Consider the following 23909-nt stretch of genomic DNA (forward strand, 5'->3'; position numbering starts at 1 on the left):
AAGAACGTCACTGACATCCCGAACACCGCCTGCTTGAGTAAAATAAACGCAATAGCGGTTGGGCATCCCCGTCTCCATGAGTTACTGTTTGAACCCCGACTGTCCTCGCCCTAGCCACAACCCGCCGGATGCCCTTGTTTGTGAAGCTTGTGGGAGTTCACTGCTACTGCAAGGTCGTTACCGCGCGCTGCGACCCCTGGGCCAGGGGGGATTTGGGCGCACCTTCCTGGCGATAGACGAAGACAAACCCTCGAAGCCTCGCTGTGTCATCAAGCAGTTTTTGCCGATGGCGATGGACGCCCAAGCCTACGCCAAGGCTTCGGAGTTGTTCCAGCGCGAGGCGGTGCGTTTGGATGAACTCGGGCATCACGAGCAAATCCCCAAGCTCTACGCTTACTTTGAACAAGACCAGCGCCAGTACATCGTCCAGGAATATATTGACGGGCTGAACTTGGCCCAGGAATTGCAAATCTACGGCCCCTTCAGCGAAGCGAAGGCATTGCAACTCCTGCAAGATGTAATTCCGGTGCTGGAGTTCATCCACGACCGCCAGGTGATTCACCGCGATATCAAACCGGAAAACCTGATCCGCAGCTCGGCCACCGGCAAGCTCTACCTGGTAGATTTTGGCGCGGCGAAGTTTGCTCCCACCAGCTCCATGACCAGCCTGCGCACAATCATCAGCAGCGCTGGATTTACCGCCCCGGAGCAAATGGTGGGCAAGGCGGAATTTGTCAGCGACCTGTACAGCTTGGGGGTGACCTGTGTGCACTTGATGACCGGGCGCTCACCCCTAGAGCTTTACGACATGGCCCACGATGGCTGGGTGTGGCAAAATTATGTGGCCCAGCCCGTGAGTGAAGGACTAGCGCGGATTCTCAACCGGCTGCTAGAGCGAGCGACCCGCAAGCGTTACCAATCGGCGACGGAAGTGCGACGGGACTTAGAATTACTTGCCCCCCGTTCCACCACACCCACCTTGGTGGCTCCTAAAGGGGCGACGCCCCCGCCCAATTCGGCGCCGGCTCCTAAGAAAATCACCTTGCCCTTGCCCCAGCGTCCAGACAAGGGGACCCGCCCGGCGGAAATCCCGACAGCGCCCACCTGGGAATGTGTCTGCACTCTTGGCCCCTACAGCAACTGGGTGACTTCGGTCAGCGCGGTGCAGAGCGTGGGACTCGGTATCGTGATGGCTGCCGCTGGTAAGGACGGTATCCTGCGGGTGTGGCAGTTGAGCGGCTGGAACCAAGGGACCGTCACACCCACGCCCCTATGGTCCTATACCTACACAGCCCCCCTGCTGGCGGTGCAATTTACCCCCGATGCCCGCTACTTGGTCGGGGGAGGTGAAGACCGGACGCTGCGGGTGTGGGAGGTGAATAAGGGGAAAATCGTCCAAACGCTAGGGGGACTCTTTGCCAAGCACAGCAGCCCGATTTGCGCGGTAGCCGTCAGTCCCGATGGGCGGCTTGTTGCCAGCGGCAGCGAGGACAAAACCATCCGGGTGTGGGAACTGAGCAGCGGTAAATGTCTGGCGACCTTAACCGGCCACAGCAGCCATGTTCGCACGTTGCAATTTACAGCCGATGGGTTTTTCCTGGTCAGCGGCGGTTGGGATAATGCGGTGGTGATCTGGGAACCGGTGAGTGGCCGTTGCCTGCGCACCCTGAGCGAGCCGTTTCGCTTTGGGGATAACGGGTTTAACGCCGTCGCCCTGAGCGCGGATAATCAGTGGTTGGCCACCGGCAACGAAAACCGGCTGTTGCACCTGTGGGATTTCAATCGGGGTGAACAGGTCTTTTGCTTCCCAGAGCAAAAAAGCGCCGTGACCGCCCTAACGTTTTCGCCTCGAGGCAATATCCTGGTCAGCGGCAACCGCGATGGTTTGATTACCACCTGGGATATGGTGTTGCGCCAGCAGCGGGATACGCTTAAGGGTCATAGCAAACCCATCACGAGCCTGGCGTTTACCCCAGACGGCCAATTGCTCGTGTCGGGGAGCCGGGATAACTCGGTGCGCATTTGGCGACAACCGTTATGATCAGCCGGATTTTGGCACGGGCCAGCCAGGGGGAAGCAATCAGCCCTGCCGACGCCTATGCACTCTTGACTGCGGATTATCCGGTGCAGGCGTTACAGCAAGCCGCGGATCACTTGCGCCGGACGTTGGTGGGAGACCCCGTGAGCTACGTGGTCAACCGCAACATCAACTTCACCAATATTTGCGAACAACACTGCGGGTTCTGCGCCTTTCGCCGGGATGCGGGCCAACCGGGAAGCTACTGGCTCACCCCAGAGCAAATCATCGCCAAAGTGCAAGCGGCGGTGCAACAGGGGGCGACCGAAATCTGCATGCAGGGCGGGTTAAATCCCCAAGCGCGCCGGCACGGAACCACCCTGGGCTATTACCAACATCTCGTAGCGCTCATCAAAACCACGGCGCCCCAGGTGCATCTCCACGCCTTTTCCCCCCAGGAAATTCAATTCATCAGTCGCCAGGACGGGGTGAGTATTGCCTATGTCCTGCGGGCGCTCCAGGATGCCGGTCTGGATTCGATGCCAGGGACGGCGGCGGAAATCCTGGTGGATGAGGTGCGGCGGGTCATTTGCCCCGAAAAAATTGACACCGAGACCTGGCTGGGGATCGTACGGGAAGCACACCGTATGGGAATTCCCACCACCAGTACCATGCTCTGCGGGCATATCGAAACGCCAGCTCAGCAGGTGGCCCATCTGGAGCGCTTGCGGGCGCTGCAGCAAGAGACCGGAGGATTCACGGAATTTATCTTATTGCCGTTTGTGGGGGCGCAGGCGCCGGCTCCGCTGCGACGGCGGGTGGGACGCGACCAACCGGATTTACAGGCAACCTTGAAACTCACGGCAGTGGCGCGATTATTTCTCGGGCGGTGGGTGCAACACCATCAGCCCAGTTGGGTGAAGTTGGGTCTCGATGGGGCGGTGCAGGCGTTGCAGTGGGGGTGCGATGACATCGGTGGGACGTTGATGGAGGAACACATTACTACGATGGCGGGGGCCAAAGGCGGCACCGCCAAGACAGTGGCGGAATTGCAAGCTGCCATCACCCGCATTGGCCGTCCCTACTGGCAACGCACCACCCTGTACCAGCCTTGTCAGCAACCGGCAAATCTGATAGGGTGACGCTGAGGGGTGTGAGGAATGTCATTCCTATGGAAAGGGTGTCCGGGCCGTGTGACCCTGACCCGCAAGCCCGTGCCTGGGTCGAGATTGACGCGCAAGCCCTGGCTGCGAACACACAAGCCATTCGCCGGTACTTGGGTGCCCAAACGGAATTGCTTGCCGTTATCAAAGCTGATGCCTATGGTCATGGGGCGGTCACCGTCGCGGAAGTGGTGCTGGCGCATGGAGCCACCTGGTTAGGCGTGGCTACCCTGGGAGAAGCCATCCAACTCCGCCGGGCGGGGATTGAGGCGCCGATTTTGTTGCTGAGCGGGGTCAACACTGCTGCTGAAGTGGCTGCCCTGCTGTACTGGCGGGTGGAACCTACCTTGGCGATGGGGGAACAGGTGTTTTTGTTTGCCCAAGCGGCCCAGTCCCTTGGTCAAACCCTGCCAGTGCATCTGGATGTGGATACGGGCATGTCGCGTCTGGGGATTCCCTGGTCACAGGCGGCGGATTGGGTGCGCCTAGTTTACCAAACGCCGGGGTTGCGGCTGGCCAGTCTCTACTCCCACCTGGCAACGGCGGACGACCCCGACCCCCAGTTTGTTTACACGCAACAGCAACGTTTTGAGCACGTGATTCAACAGGTGCGGCGCTGGGGATTGCCCTTGCCGAAATTGCATCTGGCCAATTCCGCCGGGATGTTGCTCGACAGACAACTGCATTATGATATGGTGCGGGTGGGGTTAGCTCTGTACGGCTATGCGCCGGCGCCCCATTTGGCGGGCATCTTGCCATTGCAGCCGGTGTTGCAGGTGCGGGCGCGGATTACCCAAATCAAGGACATTGCGCCGGGGACCGGCGTGAGCTATGGGCAACGGTTTATTGCCGACCGACCGATGCGCCTGGCGACGGTGGCGATTGGCTATGCCGACGGAGTGCCCCGCGCCTTGTCCCAGCAATTGACCGCCTTGATTGCTGGGCGACGGGTGCGCCAGGTGGGGATGATTACCATGGACCAACTGATGCTGGATGTGACGGAGGTGCCGCACGCCCAGGTGGGCCAGGTGGTGACGCTCATCGGTGCCGATGGCGACCAGTGGATTACGGCTGAGGATTGGGCCAGAACCTTGAACACCATCACCTGGGAGGTTCTGTGCGGGTTTCGGCATCGGTTGCCGCGGGTGCTGGGGAAACTGCCGGCGCCCTTGGTGCAGGAGGTATCCTAGCCCAGTCCCAGTCAGCCAGGGTATCAATGGCCCAGTGACTATACCGTTGCACCCAGTGGTAGGGCATTTGGCGAGCCACGCCTAAAACCCAGGCGCCGCTGGCTCTGGCCTGGAGAAGGCCGTTGCGGGTGCTCTCGACGACCAGGGTGTGTTCTGGGTCAGCCAGGTCCCGATAGTCGGCCACATAAAAGTGAAACCAGCCAGCAGCGTCCCCCAAGATGCCTATGTCGGCGCATTCGGTTTGGCATCCTAGGCGATAGCCCCGTTCTTGGGCTTGCTGGAGAAACGCCAGGGCGTCGGGATGCCAGGGCAAGGCCGATAAGCGCGTCAAGGCTTGGGTGTACTGCTGGTGAAATCGTTGCACCAACTGGGTTAAGTAACTGTCGCTGACAGAACGCCCATAGCTGTCCCAAAGCTGGCGGAGAAAGTCTCGGTCAGACCCCCCCTGATACCAGGGATGGCGACGCCGAGGGGCGATATTTTCCCGGAGCAACAACTCCTGCAAGACCGTTTCCCGCAAGGGTTGGTCTTGCCACAACACGCCCGATAGCGCACAGACAATCGTGGTGAACACAGCCAAAGTTAAGGCGTCGGGCTGGGACTGGGTTGGGGCGCTGGGGGTGCCAATTTCCGGATCAATTCCTGAGCGGCGGCGTGGGCGGTGGTGCCTGGGGGAATTTGGCGGGCTAAATTCAAGGCTTCGGCGGGGTTTTGACTCTCCTGCTGCCGCGCCTGCTCGAGTAACTTGCTGCTGGCCTGGTTGAGCAATTGCTCCACTTGGGGGCGAATGTCCGCTTGATTGCGCAACGGCAACGCCAATTGAATCGCCCGCAGCCAGCCTTGCGGTGTATTGAGGGCCGCTTGTTTTTCCGCATCCTGAAGTTGTAGGCGCCCCTGCCATTGTTTGATTTGCGCCTGGGCCTGGCTGTACAGCGCACGGCCCGCCGTAATCCGTCGTGCTTCGTTGATGGCTGTCTGCCAATCGCCCCGGTCTGCCGCTTGTCGCGCTGCATCGAGCAAGGGCTGGTCTTGCAGGGTTTCCAGGCGCACCCGCCACTCCCGCACCCGTTCCTGCGCCCGCGCGTACAAAGCTCGCTGGGGACGAATCTGCTGGGCTTCGGCAATGGCGCTGCTCAAACCGGCAATGGTTCCTGCGGCTGCCCAACCTTCCGCCCGCGCCAGGATGGGACTGTCTTCCACAATTTGGATTTGATTTGTCCAGGCGGCGATGTCTGCCTGCGCCCGGTTCCACAGGGGATTATTGCTGGGGATTTGTCTAGCTAGCGCAATGGCCTGATTCCAGGCGGCCACTGTGCGAGCTTGAGCGATCTGGCGGGCCTGGTTCAGCAGGTTCAACGCCACAATCGTCTGCTGCCAGGTTTCAATCTGAATTTGCGCCTGGTTGTACAAGGGGCGGCTGGCGTCCAGGGTTTTGGCTTTGGCAATTGCCGCTTGATAACCGGCGACGGTATCGCTCCAGGTTTGGGCTTCGGCTTCCGCCAGCACGATAAAATCGGCGACTTCTTCCTGGAGATTGGCATCGGCGGGGACGCTCCGGGCTGCGGCTAAAGCACCGGCCAAATCCCGCGCCCGCAGGTGCCGCACCGCCACTACGTCCAAAATATCCCGCGCCCAGCGTTGGTATTTCGCCTGCGCCTGTTCATACAAATAACTGTCTTTGGGAATCTGCTTCGTCTTGCCCATTGCTTCCAGCAGCGAGGCCACCTGTCCCCGTTGAGCCAACTGTTCCGCCTGCTCCAGCAAGGTGGCTTCTTGACGGGTGCGGAGAATTTTGCCAATCAGGGCCTGGTAGCGCTCCGTCTGGGCGTAGGATTCGTTGATGGTGGGCAATAGGCTGGCCTGCGCCATCGCCGTGCGCCAATCCCCCTTGCGCAGAGCCGCTTCCGCTTCTTCGTAGATGCGGGTCACTTCCGTCCAGCCCATTTGCCATTTGCGTAATTCTTCTTGGGCCAGTTGGGCCGCTGCAGTGCCGGGGGGAATTTTTTGAGTGATTTCTAGGGCGGCTTCCAGGTTGCCGGCTTGGGCTTGTTCGTTCGCCAGCGCCAGCAAATCCATCGCCCAGGTATTGAGAAACCGGTCAATTTCAGCTCGCTGGGGGTGGTTGGGCGGCAAATCCGCCAGCAAGGCAATAGCCCGTTCTAGCCCGGCGACATCCTTACTCCTAGCGGCTTCCTGAGCGCAGTACAAACGACTCGCAACCGAAGCGGTCGGTAAAAACAACCGGTTGCACTTGGGGAAACTGGGGATACGCAACATCAGCACCACCGCCCCAAACCCGACCAATCCCGACACCAGCGCAGTTCCCACCACCAAGAGCGGCCAGCGGTCCAGCCAGGAACTCGCCGGTTCAACGGGCACCGGTTCAGTTTCGGGCGTCATCAATTCCGAGTCGGGTGTGGGCATCCAGTCATTGCGAAACTGCACTTACTCTACATTAATTCTGGCAGTAACATCGCGCGATTGTCCCTTTGCGCTAGCTATGCGCATTCTCTGTGTGTCCACGCCGGTGGGGCCGTTAGGTTCGGGTCTAGGCGGCGGCGTCGAATTAACGCTGCGCAATCTGGCAACGGCTTTGCAGCAGCGGGGACATGCGATTCAAGTCATTGCGCCTGCCGGTTCGGTATTGCCGGGCGTGCCCTTGGTGGAAGTGCCGGGGGTGTGCCAACCCTTTGCCCAAAACCAGCAGCGGGAGGCGGCCATCACCATGCCAGCGGGAAATGTGCTGGGGCGGATGTGGTGGGAAGCCCGTCGCCACCCCTGCGACATTGCCATCAACCTGGCCTACGACTGGTTGCCCCTGTACCTGACGCCGTTTTTTGACCGGCCAGTGGTGCATTTGGTGAGCATGGGGTCGCTGCTGGCGGCCATTGACACGATACTGGCGGAATTGCTGGCAACTCACCCCCACTGTATCGCCATGCACACCCGTGCCCAGGCGGCCACGTTTGGGGAAGCGATTGCGCAGCAGGTGACGGTTGTGGGCAACGGCCTGGACCTGAACGCCTACACCTTTTGCGAACAGCCGGAACCGGTGCTGGCCTGGGTCGGACGAATTGCGCCGGAAAAGGGGTTGACCGATGCCTTAACGGTGGCGCGGCAAACGGGCTATCCCCTGCGGATCATGGGCGCTATCGCGGATAGGAGCTACTGGCACCAGGTATGTCAGCAGTTTCCCGAAGCGCTGGATTACTACCAGGGGTTTCTCCCAACGACCGAGATGCAAGCCCAGTTGCGCACCTGCCTGGCGTTGCTGGTCACGCCCCACTGGGTGGAAGCCTTTGGCAATGTGGTGATGGAAGCCCTGGCCTGCGGCGTGCCGGTGATTGCCTACGCCAGTGGCGGGCCAGCGGAACTCGTGCGCCACGGGGAAACGGGTTGGCTGGTGACGCCGGGGGATGTCGCTGGTTTGGCGATGGCGGTAGAACAGGTGCGGCACATTGACCGGCGACGGTGTCGGCAACAGGCGGAACAGGAATTTTCCCTCACCGCGTTTGGCCAGCGATTGGAACAATGGTTGCACCAAAACTTGTCTACAAGTCAATAACCTGTCCTGCACCCCAGCCACAGGTTATCATGGTTAAGGTAATACGTGAGGGTTGGCATGTTTGCGCCCGCTGGTTTCCTGCTGCAGTCCGACGAGTCCCTTGCCTTAACCCAGCCCCCCACGATTCAGGTTTTGCCCAACGGTGTCACAGTCATTGCCCAGCGCTTACCAGGAGCAACGGTGAATTTTTCCCTATGGGTTGGTTGCGGGTCGCAGCACGAGACCGACGACCAGAATGGCATGGCCCACTTTTTGGAACACATGGTGTTTAAGGGCAATGACCGGATTCCCCTAGGGCACTTTGAGCAGCGGGTGGAGCGGGTCGGAGGGATGACCAACGCCGCTACGAGTCAAGAGTACACCCACTTTTTTGTGACAACGGCACCCCAAGATTTTCCCGACGTTGCGCCCCTGCTAGTGGATTTGGTCTTGCGCCCTGGGTTGGCTGCCGAGGAATTCGACCGGGAACGCCAGGTGGTGCTGGAGGAAATTCGCCGCGCCCAGGATATGCCCCAACGGCGGTTGATGCAGCGAGTGTTGTCCTTGGGGTTTGCCGGTTTGCCCTATGCTCGGCCCGTGCTGGGTCCAGCGGAGGTGGTGGCCCAATTAACCCCAGAAGCCATGCGCCGGTTTCATCAGCAGTGGTACAGCCCGGAACGGCTCACGGCGGTGGTGGTGGGGGATTTGGCGGTTGAGAACTTACTAGAAGTGGTGGTGCCCTGTTTGACCCCCTGGCGCACCCACGACCCGGCGCCCCAGTGCGTGTTTCCCACGCCCGTTTGCCCGCTGGTGCATGACGAGGAAATGGTCGATGACGTGGAGCAGGCGCGGCTGGTGTTGTCGTGGCCGGTGCCGGGGTTGCGGGATTTCCAAACGGTGTGTGCCTTGGATGCGCTGGCGATGGTGTTGGGTCAGGGGCGGACATCGCGCCTGGTGTGGGAGTTGCGCTATGAGCGGGGCTGGGTGACCGGGATTACAGTGCAGAATATGAGCTTTGTGCATCAGGGCTTGTTCTGGATTGGGGTGCAGGCGCCGGTGCAGCATATACCCGCCGTCACTGAGGTGATTCGGGAACATCTCGCCCGCTTGGCGACGGAACTGATTTGTCCCGAGGAATTGGCGCTGTTGCGGCGGCGGGTGACAAGCCGGTTCATTTTTGCCAATGAAACGCCAGCCGAACGGGCGGGTCTGTACGGGTATTACCAGACGGTGCTGGGGGATATCAGCCTAGGGCTAGGGTATCCGGGTACGGTGGCCAGTCTCCAGGCGAGTGTCCTGCAACAGGTGGCCCAAACCTATCTGGTGCCGGAGCGCATGAGCCGGGTGGTGATGCGTCCCCGTGCTTAATGGTTGGCTTGCACCCCACCTTGGCAGGTGTTAGCTTAAAAGAGAAGGGATGCGCGATTCTCTTAGGGAAATTCGTGCCATTGTTTGGATGAGAAAAAATGACGGTTGCCACACCTGAAATTGCTACGCAGGCGCTATTAACGATTCGCGATTTAACCGCCGAAATTGAAGGGACGCCCATTCTCAAAGGGGTGAATTTGACGGTTAAGCCGGGGGAAGTTCACGCAATTATGGGGCCAAATGGGTCAGGAAAAAGTACCCTGGCCAAGGTGTTGGCGGGTCATCCGGATTACACGGTGACGGGGGGAGAGGTCTGGTATCGCGGGCAAAATTTACTGGAGCTAGCACCGGAGGAACGGGCGCATTTGGGCTTGTTTTTGGGATTCCAATACCCCATCGAAATTCCGGGCGTGACCAACGCCGAATTTTTACGTCTAGCTTGCAACCGGCGTCGCCAAGCGCGGGGGCTGCCGGAGTTGGACCCCCTGGATTTTGACGATTTCATCCAAGAAAAGCTGAAAGTGGTGCAGATGGATAGCGCTTTTCTATCGCGCAGTGTGAATGAGGGGTTCTCCGGCGGTGAGAAAAAACGCAATGAGATTTTGCAAATGGCTCTGTTAGAACCGGACTTGGCCATTTTGGACGAGACGGATTCCGGGCTGGATATTGACGCACTGCGGATTGTCGCCAATGGCATTAACCAGTTGATTCATCCCCACAACAGTGTGATTTTGATTACCCACTATCAACGCCTGTTGAACTACATTACCCCCCACTACGTGCATGTGATGGAGGGGGGACGGATCGTGTGCACTGGTGGGCCGGAGTTGGCGCAGGAGTTGGAAGCGCGGGGGTATGACTGGTTGCGCGAGGCTGGAGATGGGGACTGAAACCGGTCGGGGCCTGGCGCTGCTGGCGGGGCGGGACGACAAGGGAGCGTCTGATTTTCTGGCGTGGCGGGACCAGGTACTGGCGCAGGTGCAAGCTCCTGACTGGCCTAGCGTAGACCGGGAAGCCTGGCGGGCCACTGACCTGCAACCAGTATTGGATAAAGACTGGCGCTTGGCGATGGCGGTGGGCCGAGAAGCGGTCACGCTGGAGTTGCTGCCGGAGTTGCCGGCGCGGGTGTGGCGCATCAATGGCCAGGTGGTGGACCACACCATGTTGCCAGCGGGGGTGACGCTCGGTGAGTGGAAGGATTTGACAGCGGCGGAACGGGAACGCCTGGGGGCGGGCTTGCCAGCGGACGGGTTGACAGCGTTGAATCAGGCGGCGGTATCCCAAGTGCTGGTGGTGCGAGCCAAAGGCGAGGTCACGGAACCGGTGCATGGGCTGCATTACAGTCGGGCGGAAACGACGCCGGTGTTGGTTTGCCCGCGTTGGGTGTTGATGGTGGAAGCCGGCGCGCGGTTGACGTGGGTGGAGGATTACGCCAGCGCTGGTGCGACTTGGACCAACGGGGTGAGCGAGATTTTTCTGGGGCCAGGGAGCCAGTTGACCCATTACCTGATCCAGCGGGAGTCCTGGGAATCGGCTCACCTGTTGCGCATGGCGGTACACCAAGCGCGCGACAGTCACTACACCTTGCGCGTCGTCAGCGCCGGAGCGTTTTGGAGCCGGTGTGAACCGTCCATTTACCAGGAAGGGCCAGGGGCGACGACGGTCCTGCGGGGTTTGAGTTTGGTGGGCGGACGCCAGCACAGCGATATGCACAGCCGCATTGTCCACGACCATCCCCAGGGCACCAGCCGGCAATTGCACAAGTGTGTGGTGGCGCACCAAGGACAGGCGGTGTTTCACGGGAACATCCGGGTTGCGGCTGCTGCCCAGTTAACGGATGCCGGGCAATTGAATTTGAATTTGTTGCTCTCACCCAAAGCGCGGGTGGATACGCGGCCCCAGTTGGAAATCCAAGCGGATAACGTCAAATGCACCCACGGCGCCACAGTGAGCGATCTCGACCCCGACGCCTTGTTTTATTTACAAAGCCGGGGGCTGGATCGGCAAGCGGCGCGATTATTGCTAGTGGATGGCTTTGCCCAGGAGTTATTGCAAGAAATTCCCTTCCCTACCCTGCGCCAACAGTGTCAAGCTTTGATGCGTCAATTGATTGGTACCGAGGAGCGCCTATGACCACGACCACCCGACGTTTGTTAGGGCAAGCAACGCGGGCCGATTTCCCCATCCTGCATCAAGAAGTAAACGGCCATCCTTTGATTTACTTCGACAACGCGGCCACGTCCCAAAAGCCCCGCCAGGTCCTGGAATGCTTGCAGCATTACTACGAGTGCGACAACGCTAATGTCCACCGGGGCGTGCATACCTTGAGCAACCGGGCCACCCAAGCCTACGAAGAAGCCCGCGCCAAATGCGCCCGTTTGATCCACGCGCCGGCCCCAGAGACCATCGTATTTACTCGCAATGCGACCGAGGCGATTAACCTAGTGGCCTATAGCTGGGGGATGAGCCAGTTGCAAGCGGGGGATGAAATTGTCCTGACGGTGATGGAACACCACAGCAACCTGGTGCCCTGGCAATGGGTAGCCCAGCGGACGGGAGCGACCTTGCGCTTTGTGAGGCTAACGCCGCAGGAGACCTTTGACCTGGAGCATTACCAATCGTTGCTATCGGACCGCACCAAGCTGGTCGCCTGCGCCTATGTTTCCAACATGCTGGGGTGCGTGAATCCGGTGGCGGACATCATCCGGCTGGCGCATCATTGGGGAGCCAAGGTGCTGCTAGATGCCTGTCAGGCGGTGCCCCACATGCCGGTGGATGTGCAGGCGCTGGATTGTGACTGGCTGGTGGCATCAGGGCACAAAATGTGCGGGCCAACAGGCGCTGGTTTTCTCTACGGCAAGGCGGACCTGTTGCGGCAAATGCCACCGTTTTTGGGGGGTGGGGAGATGATCAGCGAGGTGTTTTACGAATACAGCACCTATGCCGATTTACCCCACAAATTTGAAGCTGGGACGCCAGCGATTGCCGAAGCCATCGCGTTAGGGGCGGCGGTGGACTATCTGCAGCATTTAGGGCTAGAAAATATCCACGCCTACGAACAGGAGCTAGTGAGTTATCTATGGCAACAATTGCAGGGAATTCCGGGGATTCGCCTGTTTGGTCCCCCACCGCCGCACCGGGCTGGTCTAGTGGCGTTTACCCTGGCGGATGTGCATCCCCACGACCTGTCCACCCTGTTAGACGAAGCAGGAATTGCCATTCGTGCGGGTCACCATTGCACGCAACCCCTGCATCGTTACCTGAATATCTCAGCCAGCGCCCGCGCTAGCTTGTATTTCTACAACACCCCTGCAGAAATTGACCGGTTTATTGCCGTGGTGAAGGAAGCGGTGGACTTTTTCCAAGGAATCAATGCACTGGGGGATTAAGCAGGTCATCTGCAGAGAACACGAGGTCAGGAAAGGTTAAAGACGACAAAAATTGCCCGCAATAGACAATGATTGGTTCAGTCCCCTGGCGATAGACTTCCACACGTTGAGCTTCCAGATGAACCAGCCAAACTTCTGGGATACCTGCGTCCAGGTACAGGGGCACTTTTACCTGCTGGTCGTAGGCAATACCGCTATCGGCAACTTCAACCAACCAGTAAATGTCTGGCAGCGTGGGATGACCAGTCCCATAGAAATCATCCCGCCAGCGGACGACGGCAATATCAGGCTGGGGTTCAGAATCGCTCAAAGTGATGGGGTTTTGGGTGCGGCACTAGGCTTGGCGGCCAAGGGAACTGATCAACAAATAGGCGATGCGTTCTACGGCTGCCGCGTGACGGTAACTGATGGGAGACCTGACCACAATGTCGCCGCGAATCAATTCGAGCCGGACATCGGGCTGAAAAATCATGCGGTGGTACTGGTCAACGCTGAACCGGTGGCGGACCAGCTCACTCGCAGTCATAGACATCCTGTCATGTCTTGAGTCGCGGATTCGGCGATGCAACTTTTTTTCATTGTACTGGGGCCAGAGCGGGCAATGTAAAGAAATGTGTATGCGAACGATTCCGCCAGAGCCGAAAAAGGCCGTATTTTCGTCGAATCGTTCGATGTGGCTCCCCATCGGGGTTTCAGGCGATTTTTAGGGGTGTTGCAAAGTACAAAAGCAGTACAAATCTCGAATCGTTCGCAAATGGGTCTTGCAAGTCCCGTCTCATCTGGGTTTTAATAAAGACTGTCCCCACTCGCTGGGGAAATCTATAAATTGGAAACGACTGGAACCTTTCTGGACACCCCCCTTTGAGGGCGAAAGTCCCCACTCGCTGGGGAAATCTATAAATTGGAAACGTGTACTCGATACCGATGGTTAGATTCTCCATACGGAGTCCCCACTCGCTGGGGAAATCTATAAATTGGAAACTCTAAAGATTTCATTAGTTGCTCTTTTGTCACCCGGAAGGGTCCCCACTCGCTGGGGAAATGGAAATTAGGAAATTAATTCACCCAAGGCTGCAATACCTGCTGAATGGCCTGGCGCTGTTCGGCGTCGTAACCCCAGCGCTGGAGAAAATCACTGTAAGTTCCTGTTTCCCCTGCTGCATTTCGCGCCATTTCCCGGGCTTTGGGAGGTACTTCCGGTAGCTTCAACCGCTCAAGCAACTGTTGGGTTCGCCGTTGCACCCGGTCGGACCCCTTTGCCATCTCCAGGTCGCCGTTGCGCCGGTGCGTGATTCCCATCGCGGTGGACATCACCAGGTTTTTGACCAATAGTTCGCTGACAATCGCCGGTGACGTGGCGAGTGCTTGCACCAGCGGTTCATCCGGTTGGTCTGCCCAGGGTTCATCCAGCGTTAAATAGGTCACGAAAAAGCCCCGCGCGCCGTTTTCGCTCTGCACCAGCGCCTGCACTCCCTGGGCAAATTGTTGAGCATCGATCTCCCCTTTCGTACGGGCTTCGATAAGCGTTTGCGTCTGGGCAATCGCCTGTTCAAACGTAATGTCTGCCGGCACCTGAAAAACGATAGAGGTCATGACCATCCCCCCCAAAACGAACGCCATAACGCCCCCGGTAACGCTGACAATTTCCCCGGCAAAGAGACATAAGCCCGCCGGTTAAATACATCGTAATCGTTGCGCTCGATTTGGTCCAAAATCCGCCGGTAATTGAGCAGCGCCGTCCACACTGGCCAACGGGCATCCGCGCAGAGTTGATTTACCCCCGGTTCTGCTTGCCGAAAATAAGCCCGCGCGCGTTCAATCTGAAACTGCATCAACCGCCGCCACGCCCCGTTGATCACCCCGTTTTTGAGTTCCTTCACCGTGTAGCTAAAAGCCGTCAAATCTTCCAGCGGCAAATAAATCCGACCCCGCTGCAAATCTTCCCCCACATCCCGCAGGATATTGGTCAACTGGTTGGCAATTCCCAGGGCAATTGCGGCCTGGCGCACCGACTCGTCCCGGTGGGGCGTGCCCATGATCGCCAGCGACATCAATCCCACCGTCCCCGCCACACGGTAGCAATAGGTCTCTAGCTCGGCAAACGTGGCGTAACGGCGCTGGCACAAATCCATCCGTTGCCCCGCAATCATATCCCGAAACGGCTGAATGTCCAAGGGAAACTCCCGCGTCGCCGCATACAGGGCCAAGTCATAAATATCCTGGGGTTGACCGGCGAAGGTGCGCTCGAGTTGTTGCTCCCATGCCTGCAAGGTGCTGAGCGACGTCGTGCTGCCCTGGGGGCCATCCACCAGTTCATCCGTGCGCCGACACCAGGCATACACCGCCCACACGGCCCGGCGTTTGGCGGGTGCCATCAACAACGTCCCCAGATAGAAGGTCTTGGCGTAGGTCGCCGTCAGCCGCTCACACTCGGCGTAGGCTCGCGCCACCGCTTTGGGTTGGAGTTCCAAGGGGGGAGACGCCGTCGCCGTCATCGTTCTCACGCCACTGCCACGGGAGTCGTTGGCGCTGTCTGGGACAAGTAAGCTGCAACCGCCTGCGCCGCCAATTTCCCCGACAACACTGCCCCTTCCATACTCCCCAAATACCGCTGCATGGTGTAACTACCCGCTAAAAAGAAATTGGCAATCGGCGTCACCTGACTGGGGCGATACTGTTGCCGACCTGGAATCGCCTTATACACCGAACGGGGCGTTTTGACAATCTTATATTTACGGAGTCGCGCGGGGTTGTCCCCCGTCAACTGCTGCGGGAACAGCTTGCGCAATTCCGCCATCGTCACATCCAAGATTTCTTCGTCCGAACGGTCAATCCACGCCTGCGCCGGCGCCAACACCAACTCCAGCATGGAGCGATGGGGGTCGCTGTAGGCCCGGCAGGTATTGCTCATATCGGCATAGACGCTCAGCACCGGCGAACGGGAAAACAGGAGATGGTCTACCTGACAAATTTTCCGGTCAAACCAAAGATGAATGTTAATCACCGGCACCCCTTCCAGACCCTCTAACTTCTGGAAAAAGGGGATGGACTTCCACGCTGGCGGCAACAGCGCCTTCAGGGCATCCACCGACATCGCCGACACGTAGGCATCCGCTTTCACCACGTAATCGCTCCGGCCGTTGAGTCCGCGAATCACCAGCCCCGCCACCGTGCCATCGGGATGGAGCAAGAACTCTTTCAACGGCGACAGCAGATGGACTTCCCCGCCCCGCGCCGTGATGTAGTCCACAATCGGCTGGCACAACCGCTCCGTCGGCGACCCGTCCAAAAAGGCAATCTTCGACCCGTAGCGCTCCTGCAAAAAGCGGTTTAAAGCCGTTAGGGGAATGGTCGCCGACACCTCATCAGGATTGAGAAACGTCAGCGCCTTGGACGCCGCCACAAAAATATCGCTGTTGACCCGCTCATCAATGCCCTGCCGCCGCAACCACTCAAGCAACGTATATTTATCCATCGCTTCCACATACTTTTGTCCCCGAATCATCGCCGGCGTCAGTCCCAGGGCAAAGCGAATTTTTTGCTCCCAGGTGAGCATGTCATTGTTGCGCAAGATGGCCAAAATGACGTGGAACGGCGCAGGAATATCCGGCACATCAAACCGGGATAAGACCCCTGGCTTTTCCGGCTGGTTGAAAATCAAAGTGTGTTCTTTCCACTGCAACCGGTCGCTGATGCCCAATTCCGCCAGCAATTGCAGCATGTTGGGGTAGGCGCCAAAAAACGCATGTAACCCTGTCTCGTACCAGTCTCCCTCTTCATCCCGCCAGGCGGCTACGAGTCCTCCTAGCACGTCCCGGCTTTCGTAAATCACTGGCTGGTGCCCGGCATCCACCAAATACTTGCCGCACGCCAATCCCGCCAACCCCGCACCTGCAATCGCAACTCGCATAGCCGACCCCTACGTTTCCCTTCCCCAATAATATAAGCAATCTGAACCAACTGTAACAATTCTTTAACGTCCGCGGGCCACTCCCTGGATTTCAATCCAGACTTTTTTAGTCGGATATGATTTGACAGGGGTCGGGGGCTTTGTTACGATAGGCACCATGTCCTAACTCCCCTGGTGCGTATGGTGGCGACTTCGACTCCGGCGGCGACATTTTCCCACTTGCAGTGCAAAGAGTGTGGGGCGCAGTATCCCTTGGCGGCGATGCACGTGTGCGAGTTGTGCTTTGGGCCGCTGGAGGTGCAGTATGACCTGGAGGCCATCCGGGCGCAGGTGACCCGTAAGACCATTGCCCAGGGGCCGCACTCGATGTGGCGCTACCGGGCGTTTTTGCCCGTCGAGAGCGAAGAGCCGATTGATTTAGGGACGGGGATGACGCCGTTGATCCGGGCGCAGCGGTTGGGGCGGCGGTTGGGGCTGCGCAACCTGTGGATCAAAAACGACGCAGTGAACATGCCCACCTTGAGCTTCAAAGACCGGGTGGTGTCAGTGGCCTTGACGCGCGCCAAGGAATTGGGCTTTACAACGGTGGGCTGCGCCAGCACGGGCAATTTGGCGAATGCCACGGCGGCGATTGCGGCCCATGCGGGCTTGGACTGCTGTGTGTTCATCCCAGCGGACCTGGAGGCGGGGAAAATCCTAGGAACGCTCATCTATCGCCCGACGGTGATGGCGGTCAAGGGAAATTACGACCAGGTGAATCGGCTTTGCTCCGAAGTGGCCAACAGCCAGGGCTGGGGCTTTGTGAATATCAATCTCCGCCCCTATTACTCGGAAGGCTCGAAGACGCTGGGGTTTGAGGTGGCCGAACAATTGGGGTGGCAACTGCCGGATTGCATCGTCGTGCCCCTGGCGAGCGGGTCCCTGTACACCAAAATCTACAAGGGGTTCCGGGAACTGGTGCAAGTGGGATTGGTGGAAGACAAGCCGGTGCAGTGCCATGGTGCTCAGGCCCAGGGGTGCGCCCCGATTGCCGAGGCCTTTGCCGCCGGTCGGGATTTCATCGCGCCGGTGAAACCCCATACGATTGCCAAGTCGATTGCCATTGGGAATCCGGCGGATGGAGTGTACGCGCTAGAGGTGGCTCGCAAAACCGGCGGACAAATTGCGGCGGCCAGCGATGCGGAAATCGTCGCCGGTATCCAGTTACTGGCGGAAACGGAAGGCATTTTCACGGAAACAGCAGGGGGAACGACGGTGGCGGTGTTGCAAAAGTTGGCCCAAGCTGGTTATATTCACCCCGATGCCCTGACGGTTGTTTATATCACAGGCAATGGCTTGAAAACCCAAGAGGCGGTGCAGGGGGTCATTGGCGAACCGTTGACGATTGAACCAACCTTGAGCAGTTTTGCGCGGGCATGGGAACGCTCGCAAACCCTAGAACGTCTGGAGTGGCAACAGGTGTTGGTCTAGGGGAAAAAGCCCGCAAAAATCTAGTGAATTTACAGTTGTCAATTCCTTGCGGCCACGATTTTTCCGAACTTTTGCGCACTACAAAATCATTAGAAATTTTTATCGAGAAATGGCTTGACCTTGCAGTTGAGTGCAACGTTTAGCGTAAAGATAGTCAAGCCAAATGACGCAGGGGCTTACCTGACCGACGGGATTATCCGGGCGTATCGCAATAAGGGATGAATGGTTTTGGGAAGTGCCGGCCTGGGAAGGTGCGGTGCTTTTTTATGTTTGATGGTAGGGTAAATCCTATGGTGGCGACTTCCCTGCGGCGCATTTTCCCCTACCTGTACCCCTACCGATGGCGATTGGTGCAGGCGCTGGTGTGTACAGCAGGATTTGTCTTGTCCATGCCGGCGCTGGCGCATTTGGCGGGGATGTTGGCGCCGATGGTGGGAAGCGGCGATGTGCCTGCAATTACCCGTATGGGCGGGCTGGTGATGGTGTTTTTTCTGGTGCGGGGGTTATGCCAGTACGGCCAGGATGCGTTGATGGCGGATGTGGCCCTGCGGGTAACGATGGATTTGCGCTGTCAGGTGTACCGGCATTTACAAACGCTGGACATCACATTTTTTGAGCAGGCCCGCACGGGGGATTTGAGCTACCGGTTGACGGAGGACGTGGACCGGGTGGGGGAAATGGTGCATAAATTATTCCATCAATTTCTCCCGTCGGTGTTGCAATTGCTGGCGGTGCTGGCCTATATGCTCTGGCTGAACTGGCTGTTGACCCTGGCGACGGTGGTCGTAGCGCCCTTGATGACCCTGCTGATTGGCTGGTTTGGGCGACGGTTGTTGTGGCTGTCCCAGCGCAGTCAGGCCAAAGTGGCGGATATTGCGGCGCTGTTGACGGAGGTGTTTGCCGGGATGCGGGTGGTGCAGGCGTTTGCTGCTGAAGACTACGAGTTGCAGCGGTTTGTGCAAGCGGCGGAACGGAATCGGCGGGCACGGTTGGGCGCTGAACGGCTCAAGGCGGTGCAATTTCCGGTGGTGGGGTTTCTCGAGGCGATGAGCGTCTGGTTCCTGTTCTGGTTGGGGAGCTGGCAAATCCAGCAACAGTGGTTAACGGCGGGGGAATTTGTGGCCTTTGCGGCGGCGGTGGCCCTGCTGTTTGACCCGATTACGATTACCACGAGCAACTACAACGAATACAAGCAAGGGCAAGCGTCGGTGGAACGGGTGTGGGAGTTGTTGCGCTTGCAGCCCCAGGTGCAGGAATCCCCAACGGCGCGACCCCTACCGCCCATCACCGGCAAGGTGGAGTATCAGCGAGTAACATTTGGTTACACGCCGGAGCGACCGGTGTTGCGGGAAGTGGAGCTGCGGATTTGGCCGGGGGAGACGGTGGCGCTGGTGGGACCGTCAGGCGCCGGCAAAAGCACGCTGGTGCATCTATTGCCCCGGTTTTTTGACCCCCAGGCGGGCCGGATTTTGATTGACGGGGTGGACATTCGCACGGTGACGCTGGCGAGCTTGCGGCGGCAAATCGGCATCGTTCCCCAGGACACGCTGTTGTTTTCCGGGACGGTGGCCCAAAACATTGCCCTGGGACGGACGGACTGGGAGTTGGCGCAGGTGGAATGGGCGGCACGGGTGGCCAATGCCCATGAATTCATCACCCGCCTGCCCCAGGGCTATCACACGTGGGTGGGGGAGCGGGGTGTGAATCTCTCGGGGGGCCAGCGGCAACGGATTGCGATTGCCCGGGCGGTGTTGCTCGACCCCAAAATTTTGATTCTGGATGAGGCGACATCCGCCCTGGATGCAGAATCGGAAGCGCTGGTGCAGGAGGCGCTGGAGCGGTTGATGCAAAACCGAACGGTGCTCATCATTGCCCACCGGTTGTCCACCGCACGACGCGCCGACCGGATCGTGGTGCTGGAGCAGGGACAGATCATCGAGACGGGCACGCATGAGGAACTGCTCCGTCAAGGAGGCCGCTATGCCCAGTTCTACAGCCAGCAATTTCCCGATAGTTCCGTCTAGCCGCTTGGTTAAAATTTTGTTAAGGTAAAAGTCCGGTTGCCAGGCGTCGGGGGGGAATTTGGGGGAGTCCATTGCACCGAACCATGTGCCGTTTGATTGCCTATCTGGGAGAACCCATTCCGTTACACCGTTTAGTGTTATCGCCGCCCCACTCGCTGTTGGTTCAAGGCTACGCGCCCAAGGAAATGACGGCGGGTTTGCTCAACGGGGACGGGTTTGGGTTGGGATGGTATGACCAGCGGTTGCGGCCCCAGCCTTTTACCTACAAAAACATCCTGCCCATCTGGAATGACCTGAACCTGCCCCACCTGTGCGAGTACGTCATCAGTGGGTGTGTGCTGGGGTATGTGCGCAGTGCGACGCCGGGCTTGGCGGTGGACTACAGCAATTGCCAGCCGTTTGTGCAGGGGGTACTCAGCGCGGTGCATAACGGTCGCGTTGTCAACTTCCGCCAAATCCTGTACCGACCCTTGCGTCAGCAATTGACCGACGAAGATTATCTCGCCATCCAGGGGCTGACCGATTCCGAGCATCTGTTTGCCTGGATACTGCACCACTACAAACAAACAGGGGACTTGCGCCGGGCCTTGTACGACAGTTTCCAGAGCTTGCTCGACCTAGCCCCCCAAGTGGACGTGACCTTTAACTTTATCCTGAGCGATGGGGAGCAGTTGTTGGCGTCGCGCCTTGCCCACGGGAGTCCTGCCCCCAGCCTGTATTACCTGACCGGTCACCCCGATTACCCCGGCGTGGTGATCGCATCGGAACCGCTGTTTACTGATGAGCGGTGGGTGGCCTGTCCACCGGGGTCGGTGCTGCAGGTGACGGCGACGGGTCAGGTGCAGGTGTGGACAGGTAGCGCCGCAGGCGTTCCAGTTCCGGTCGCTGGGCGGTAATGACCAAACGGTTGTCCTGGCAACGCACGGTCACCGTTTCGACGCGATTGGCTCCCCGCCAGTAAAACACCCCAGCCACCGGCGCCAGCAGTAGCAGACCCAGCGGTTTTAGACCCCACTCGGGCTTCAAGCTGACCAGCACCAGCCCCAGACAGAGACCGCTCAGGCCCACCAGCAGTGACAACAGCAGCGCGAGAAACACACTTGGACGCACCTGTCCTTGCCAAACCTGAGTATCGTTACCAGTTGCACCTGTCACTGGCCAATAACCGCGCCGTTGCAAATATAACCCCAATTGATGCATGGCACTGGTTATCTCCGCTGGGGCCATCACTTGGGTCTGCGTCCGGTCTTTGACTGCCGCCCGTACAAAAAAAATCAGTCCCACTGCCAACAGCCCAGTGAGTAAGCCAGTGGACACAAGGGCGAGATTGGCCATAAGAGACGGGGATGGATTAGACTGCTACCGATTCTATCACGGTTAAAAATGGCACCATCGCGTCCTGGGAAAAGCCCCCTGAAAAAAGTCAATTGTTGCGCCGTTATTCCATTAGTTAAAGTGGCTTCTAAAACAAGGTTTTTGCGTCGGACAATCATCGCCGTCACCGCCTTCATAGGGGGTCCATTTCAGCTAGAATAAGTAAGGCAATTGACCGTTGTGCGTACCCGTAACTGCCTATGACAACCGCCCAAGCGCGCACTATTCAGACGGATTTAAGCAACGAAATGTCCCGCTCCTATTTGGAGTACGCCATGAGTGTGATTGTGGGGCGGGCGTTGCCGGATGCGCGCGATGGTCTCAAACCCGTTCACCGGCGAATTTTGTATGCGATGCACGATTTGGGGTTGCAGCCCAACGCCCCCTACAAAAAGTGCGCGCGCGTGGTGGGGGAAGTGCTCGGGAAATACCATCCCCACGGGGATCAGGCGGTTTACGACGCCCTGGTGCGCATGGCCCAAGACTTTTCCATGCGGGAGCCCTTGATTGACGGGCATGGCAATTTTGGTTCCGTGGACGACGACCCCCCGGCGGCGATGCGCTACACTGAATGCCGGTTGCGGGCCTTGACACGGGATGTGCTGCTAGCCGACATCGAAGCCGACACGGTGGATTTTGTCCCCAATTTCGACGGTTCAGAGCAGGAACCCACGGTGTTACCGGCGCGGTTGCCCCAACTGTTGCTCAACGGGGCGGCGGGAATTGCCGTAGGGATGGCGACCAATATCCCCCCCCACAACCTGGGTGAATTGGTGGACGGTCTGGTGGCGCTGATTCAAAATCCCGACTTGAGCGACCTGGATTTGCAGCGCTACATTCCTGGCCCGGATTTCCCCACCGGCGGGCAAATTTTGGGCACCGACGGCATCCAAGAGATGTATCAAACCGGGCGGGGGTCCATGACCTTGCGGGGGGTGGCACGTGTGGAGACGGTCAGTGCGCCAGGGCGAGCGGAAAAAGACGCTATCATCATCACCCAGTTGCCGTTCCAGGTGAACAAGGCGGCGTTTATCGAACGGGTGGCCGAACTGGTTAACGAAAAGGTGATCGAAGGCATCAGTGATATCCGGGACGAGAGCGACCGGGACGGGATGCGGGTGGTGATTGAACTCAAGCGGGAAGCCCTGCCCCAAGTGGTGCTCAACAATCTCTACAAACAGACGCCCTTGCAGGTGAATTTCGGGGCTAACATCCTGGCGCTAGTCGACCGGGAGCCGCAATTGTTGAGCCTGAAACAATGCTTGCAGGTCTTTTTGGCCTTTCGAGAAGAAACCATCCAGCGCCGCACCCGTTATTACCTGCGCAAGGCCCAAGAACGGAATGAAATTGTGCAGGGGTTACTCGTGGCCTTGGGCAACATTGATAACATTATTAGTCTCATCCGGGAAGCGGAAAATACGGACGTGGCGCGGCAACAATTGATGACGGTTTACGAATTGACCGCCAATCAGGCCAACGCCATTTTGGAGATGCAAATCCGCCGGTTGACCGCACTCGAAAGTGAAAAAATTCACCAGGAACATGAGGAATTGACCGCGAAAATTGCTGATTTACAAGACATTCTGGCGCGGCGAGAACGGCGGTTAGAAATCATGATTCAGGAGTTGCAAGAACTCAAAGCCACCTACGCGACGCCCCGCCGGACGGAAATCATTCCCAGTTCGTCTGGTGAATTAGAAGACATTGATTTGATTGCCAACGAACCCTGCATCATTCTGGTCACGCAACAGGGGTATATCAAGCGCATGGCGGTAGATAATTTCAGTCGCCAGAGCCGGGCAACGCGGGGCAAAGCCGGCGCTACGATGAAACCGGATGATGCGGTGGCGTTGTTCTGCTCGGCCCATGCGCACGACCACATTCTCTTTTTCAGCGACCGGGGGATTGTGTACGACTTGCGGGCGTATCAAATTCCGTTGGGTTCGCGCACAGCCCGTGGCGTTCCGTTGGTGCAACTGTTGCCGATTCCCTTGGAAGAAAAAATCACTTCTATCCTGCCGGTAAGCACCTTCGGCGAGGATGAATATATTGTCATGCTCACGCGCAGGGGCTATATCAAGAAAACGGTGTTATCGGCCTTTAGTAACATTCGCGCCAACGGGTTAATTGCCATTAGTTTGGAGGAAGGAGACCACCTGGGGTGGGTGCGCCTGGCGAAAGCCACGGACAGTATCCTGATTGGGTCGCAACGGGGGATGGCTATCCGGTTTGCGGTGGACCATCAACAGCTCCGACCCTTGGGACGTGCGACGCGGGGCGTGCGGGCAATGGAGTTGCGCGAGGGCGATCAACTGGTGGGGATGGACATTATCACGCCTAATGACTCGCGGGATGTCCTGGTGGTGACGCGCAACGGCTACGGGAAACGAGTCGCCACGCATGAGTTCCGTTTGCAAAACCGGGGTGGGATGGGGATTACGTCCACCAAGTTTCGCAAAG

At 58.5% G+C, this 23909-nt stretch carries 16 protein-coding genes, 2 pseudogenes and 1 CRISPR repeat array; of the genes and pseudogenes, 12 read left to right on the plus strand and 6 right to left on the minus strand.

Annotated elements, in window-relative coordinates:
* Positions 1 to 76 precede the first annotated feature (76 nt).
* Genes NZ705_08030 through alr form a run of 3 tightly spaced genes read left to right on the plus strand, consistent with a single transcriptional unit; the run spans position 77 to position 4370 of the window.
* The gene (locus tag NZ705_08030; protein MCS7292904.1) at positions 77 to 2041 is read left to right on the plus strand and encodes a serine/threonine protein kinase; all 1965 of its coding nucleotides are present in this window, start codon (positions 77 to 79) and stop codon (positions 2039 to 2041) included.
* Entirely contained in the window at positions 2023 to 3159 is a 1137-nt protein-coding gene (cofH, locus tag NZ705_08035) for a 7,8-didemethyl-8-hydroxy-5-deazariboflavin synthase subunit CofH (protein MCS7292905.1), read from the plus strand. The genes NZ705_08030 and cofH overlap by 19 nt, the downstream gene beginning before the upstream one ends.
* Positions 3160 to 3188: 29 nt before the next feature.
* Entirely contained in the window at positions 3189 to 4370 is a 1182-nt protein-coding gene (gene alr / locus NZ705_08040; protein ID MCS7292906.1) for an alanine racemase, read from the plus strand.
* Here the strand turns inward: alr and NZ705_08045 are convergent.
* Together NZ705_08045 and NZ705_08050 are read right to left on the minus strand one after the other, a co-directional pair.
* Positions 4282 to 4944: a hypothetical protein gene (locus NZ705_08045; GenBank protein MCS7292907.1), complete on the minus strand. Its 663-nt coding sequence runs from the start codon at positions 4942 to 4944 to the stop codon at positions 4282 to 4284. The genes alr and NZ705_08045 overlap by 89 nt on opposite strands.
* Positions 4945 to 4952: 8 nt before the next feature.
* Positions 4953 to 6794 (minus strand): hypothetical protein, encoded by a 1842-nt coding sequence (locus tag NZ705_08050; GenBank protein ID MCS7292908.1) that lies wholly within the window; start codon positions 6792 to 6794, stop codon positions 4953 to 4955.
* Between the two features lie 76 nt (positions 6795 to 6870).
* Between NZ705_08050 and NZ705_08055 the strand changes: the two genes are divergently transcribed.
* The 5 genes from NZ705_08055 (at position 6871) to NZ705_08075 (ending at position 12671) form a co-directional block, all read left to right on the plus strand.
* Positions 6871 to 7935 (plus strand): glycosyltransferase family 4 protein, encoded by a 1065-nt coding sequence (locus NZ705_08055; GenBank protein ID MCS7292909.1) that lies wholly within the window; start codon positions 6871 to 6873, stop codon positions 7933 to 7935.
* 57 nt (positions 7936 to 7992) lie between these two features.
* Positions 7993 to 9282, plus strand: a complete 1290-nt coding sequence (locus NZ705_08060) for an insulinase family protein (protein ID MCS7292910.1) — start codon at positions 7993 to 7995, stop codon at positions 9280 to 9282.
* 98 nt (positions 9283 to 9380) lie between these two features.
* Complete coding sequence (gene sufC / locus NZ705_08065; protein ID MCS7292911.1) at positions 9381 to 10172, plus strand: Fe-S cluster assembly ATPase SufC; 792 nt, start codon at positions 9381 to 9383, stop codon at positions 10170 to 10172.
* Positions 10162 to 11415 carry a Fe-S cluster assembly protein SufD gene (sufD, locus tag NZ705_08070; protein ID MCS7292912.1) on the plus strand — a complete coding sequence of 418 codons (1254 nt, stop codon included), beginning with the start codon at positions 10162 to 10164 and terminating at the stop codon, positions 11413 to 11415. Before sufC ends, sufD begins: the two co-directional genes overlap by 11 nt.
* The gene (locus NZ705_08075; GenBank protein ID MCS7292913.1) at positions 11412 to 12671 is read left to right on the plus strand and encodes a SufS family cysteine desulfurase; all 1260 of its coding nucleotides are present in this window, start codon (positions 11412 to 11414) and stop codon (positions 12669 to 12671) included. Before sufD ends, NZ705_08075 begins: the two co-directional genes overlap by 4 nt.
* Here the strand turns inward: NZ705_08075 and NZ705_08080 are convergent.
* The 3 genes and pseudogenes from NZ705_08080 to pds form a co-directional block, all read right to left on the minus strand.
* Positions 12652 to 13197, minus strand: a pseudogene (locus NZ705_08080) (Uma2 family endonuclease). The gene NZ705_08075 and the pseudogene NZ705_08080 overlap by 20 nt on opposite strands.
* Before the next feature lie 272 nt (positions 13198 to 13469).
* A CRISPR array of direct repeats spans positions 13470 to 13729; the repeat unit is 36 nt; unit sequence GTCCCCACTCGCTGGGGAAATCTATAAATTGGAAAC.
* Positions 13730 to 14260: 531 nt separating this feature from the next.
* Positions 14261 to 15166, minus strand: a complete 906-nt coding sequence (locus NZ705_08085) for a phytoene synthase (GenBank protein ID MCS7292914.1) — start codon at positions 15164 to 15166, stop codon at positions 14261 to 14263.
* A gap of 5 nt (positions 15167 to 15171) precedes the next feature.
* Positions 15172 to 16581, minus strand: coding sequence for a 15-cis-phytoene desaturase (pds, locus tag NZ705_08090; GenBank protein ID MCS7292915.1), 1410 nt, complete (start codon positions 16579 to 16581; stop codon positions 15172 to 15174).
* A 180-nt stretch (positions 16582 to 16761) separates the two neighbouring features.
* Between pds and thrC the strand changes: the two genes are divergently transcribed.
* From thrC to egtC, 3 genes are all read left to right on the plus strand, one after another.
* A complete protein-coding gene (gene thrC, locus NZ705_08095) occupies positions 16762 to 18051 on the plus strand; it encodes a threonine synthase (protein ID MCS7292916.1) in 1290 nt (429 codons plus the stop codon).
* A 290-nt stretch (positions 18052 to 18341) separates the two neighbouring features.
* Positions 18342 to 20075, plus strand: a complete 1734-nt coding sequence (locus NZ705_08100) for an ABC transporter ATP-binding protein/permease (protein MCS7292917.1) — start codon at positions 18342 to 18344, stop codon at positions 20073 to 20075.
* Positions 20076 to 20146: 71 nt separating this feature from the next.
* The gene (gene egtC, locus NZ705_08105) at positions 20147 to 20971 is read left to right on the plus strand and encodes an ergothioneine biosynthesis protein EgtC (GenBank protein ID MCS7292918.1); all 825 of its coding nucleotides are present in this window, start codon (positions 20147 to 20149) and stop codon (positions 20969 to 20971) included.
* A 13-nt stretch (positions 20972 to 20984) separates the two neighbouring features.
* Here egtC and NZ705_08110 read toward each other — a convergent pair.
* A pseudogene (locus NZ705_08110) lies at positions 20985 to 21410 on the minus strand (cofactor assembly of complex C subunit B).
* A 239-nt stretch (positions 21411 to 21649) separates the two neighbouring features.
* On the opposite strand from NZ705_08110, the gene gyrA reads away from it, so the two are divergent.
* A partial coding sequence (gene gyrA, locus NZ705_08115) for a DNA gyrase subunit A (protein MCS7292919.1) occupies positions 21650 to 23909 on the plus strand: 2260 nt, incomplete at its 3' end.

Origin of the sequence: Gloeomargarita sp. SKYB120 (assembly GCA_025062155.1) — a bacterium.
In the GTDB taxonomy this organism is placed as follows: Bacteria; Cyanobacteriota; Cyanobacteriia; order Gloeomargaritales; family Gloeomargaritaceae; genus Gloeomargarita.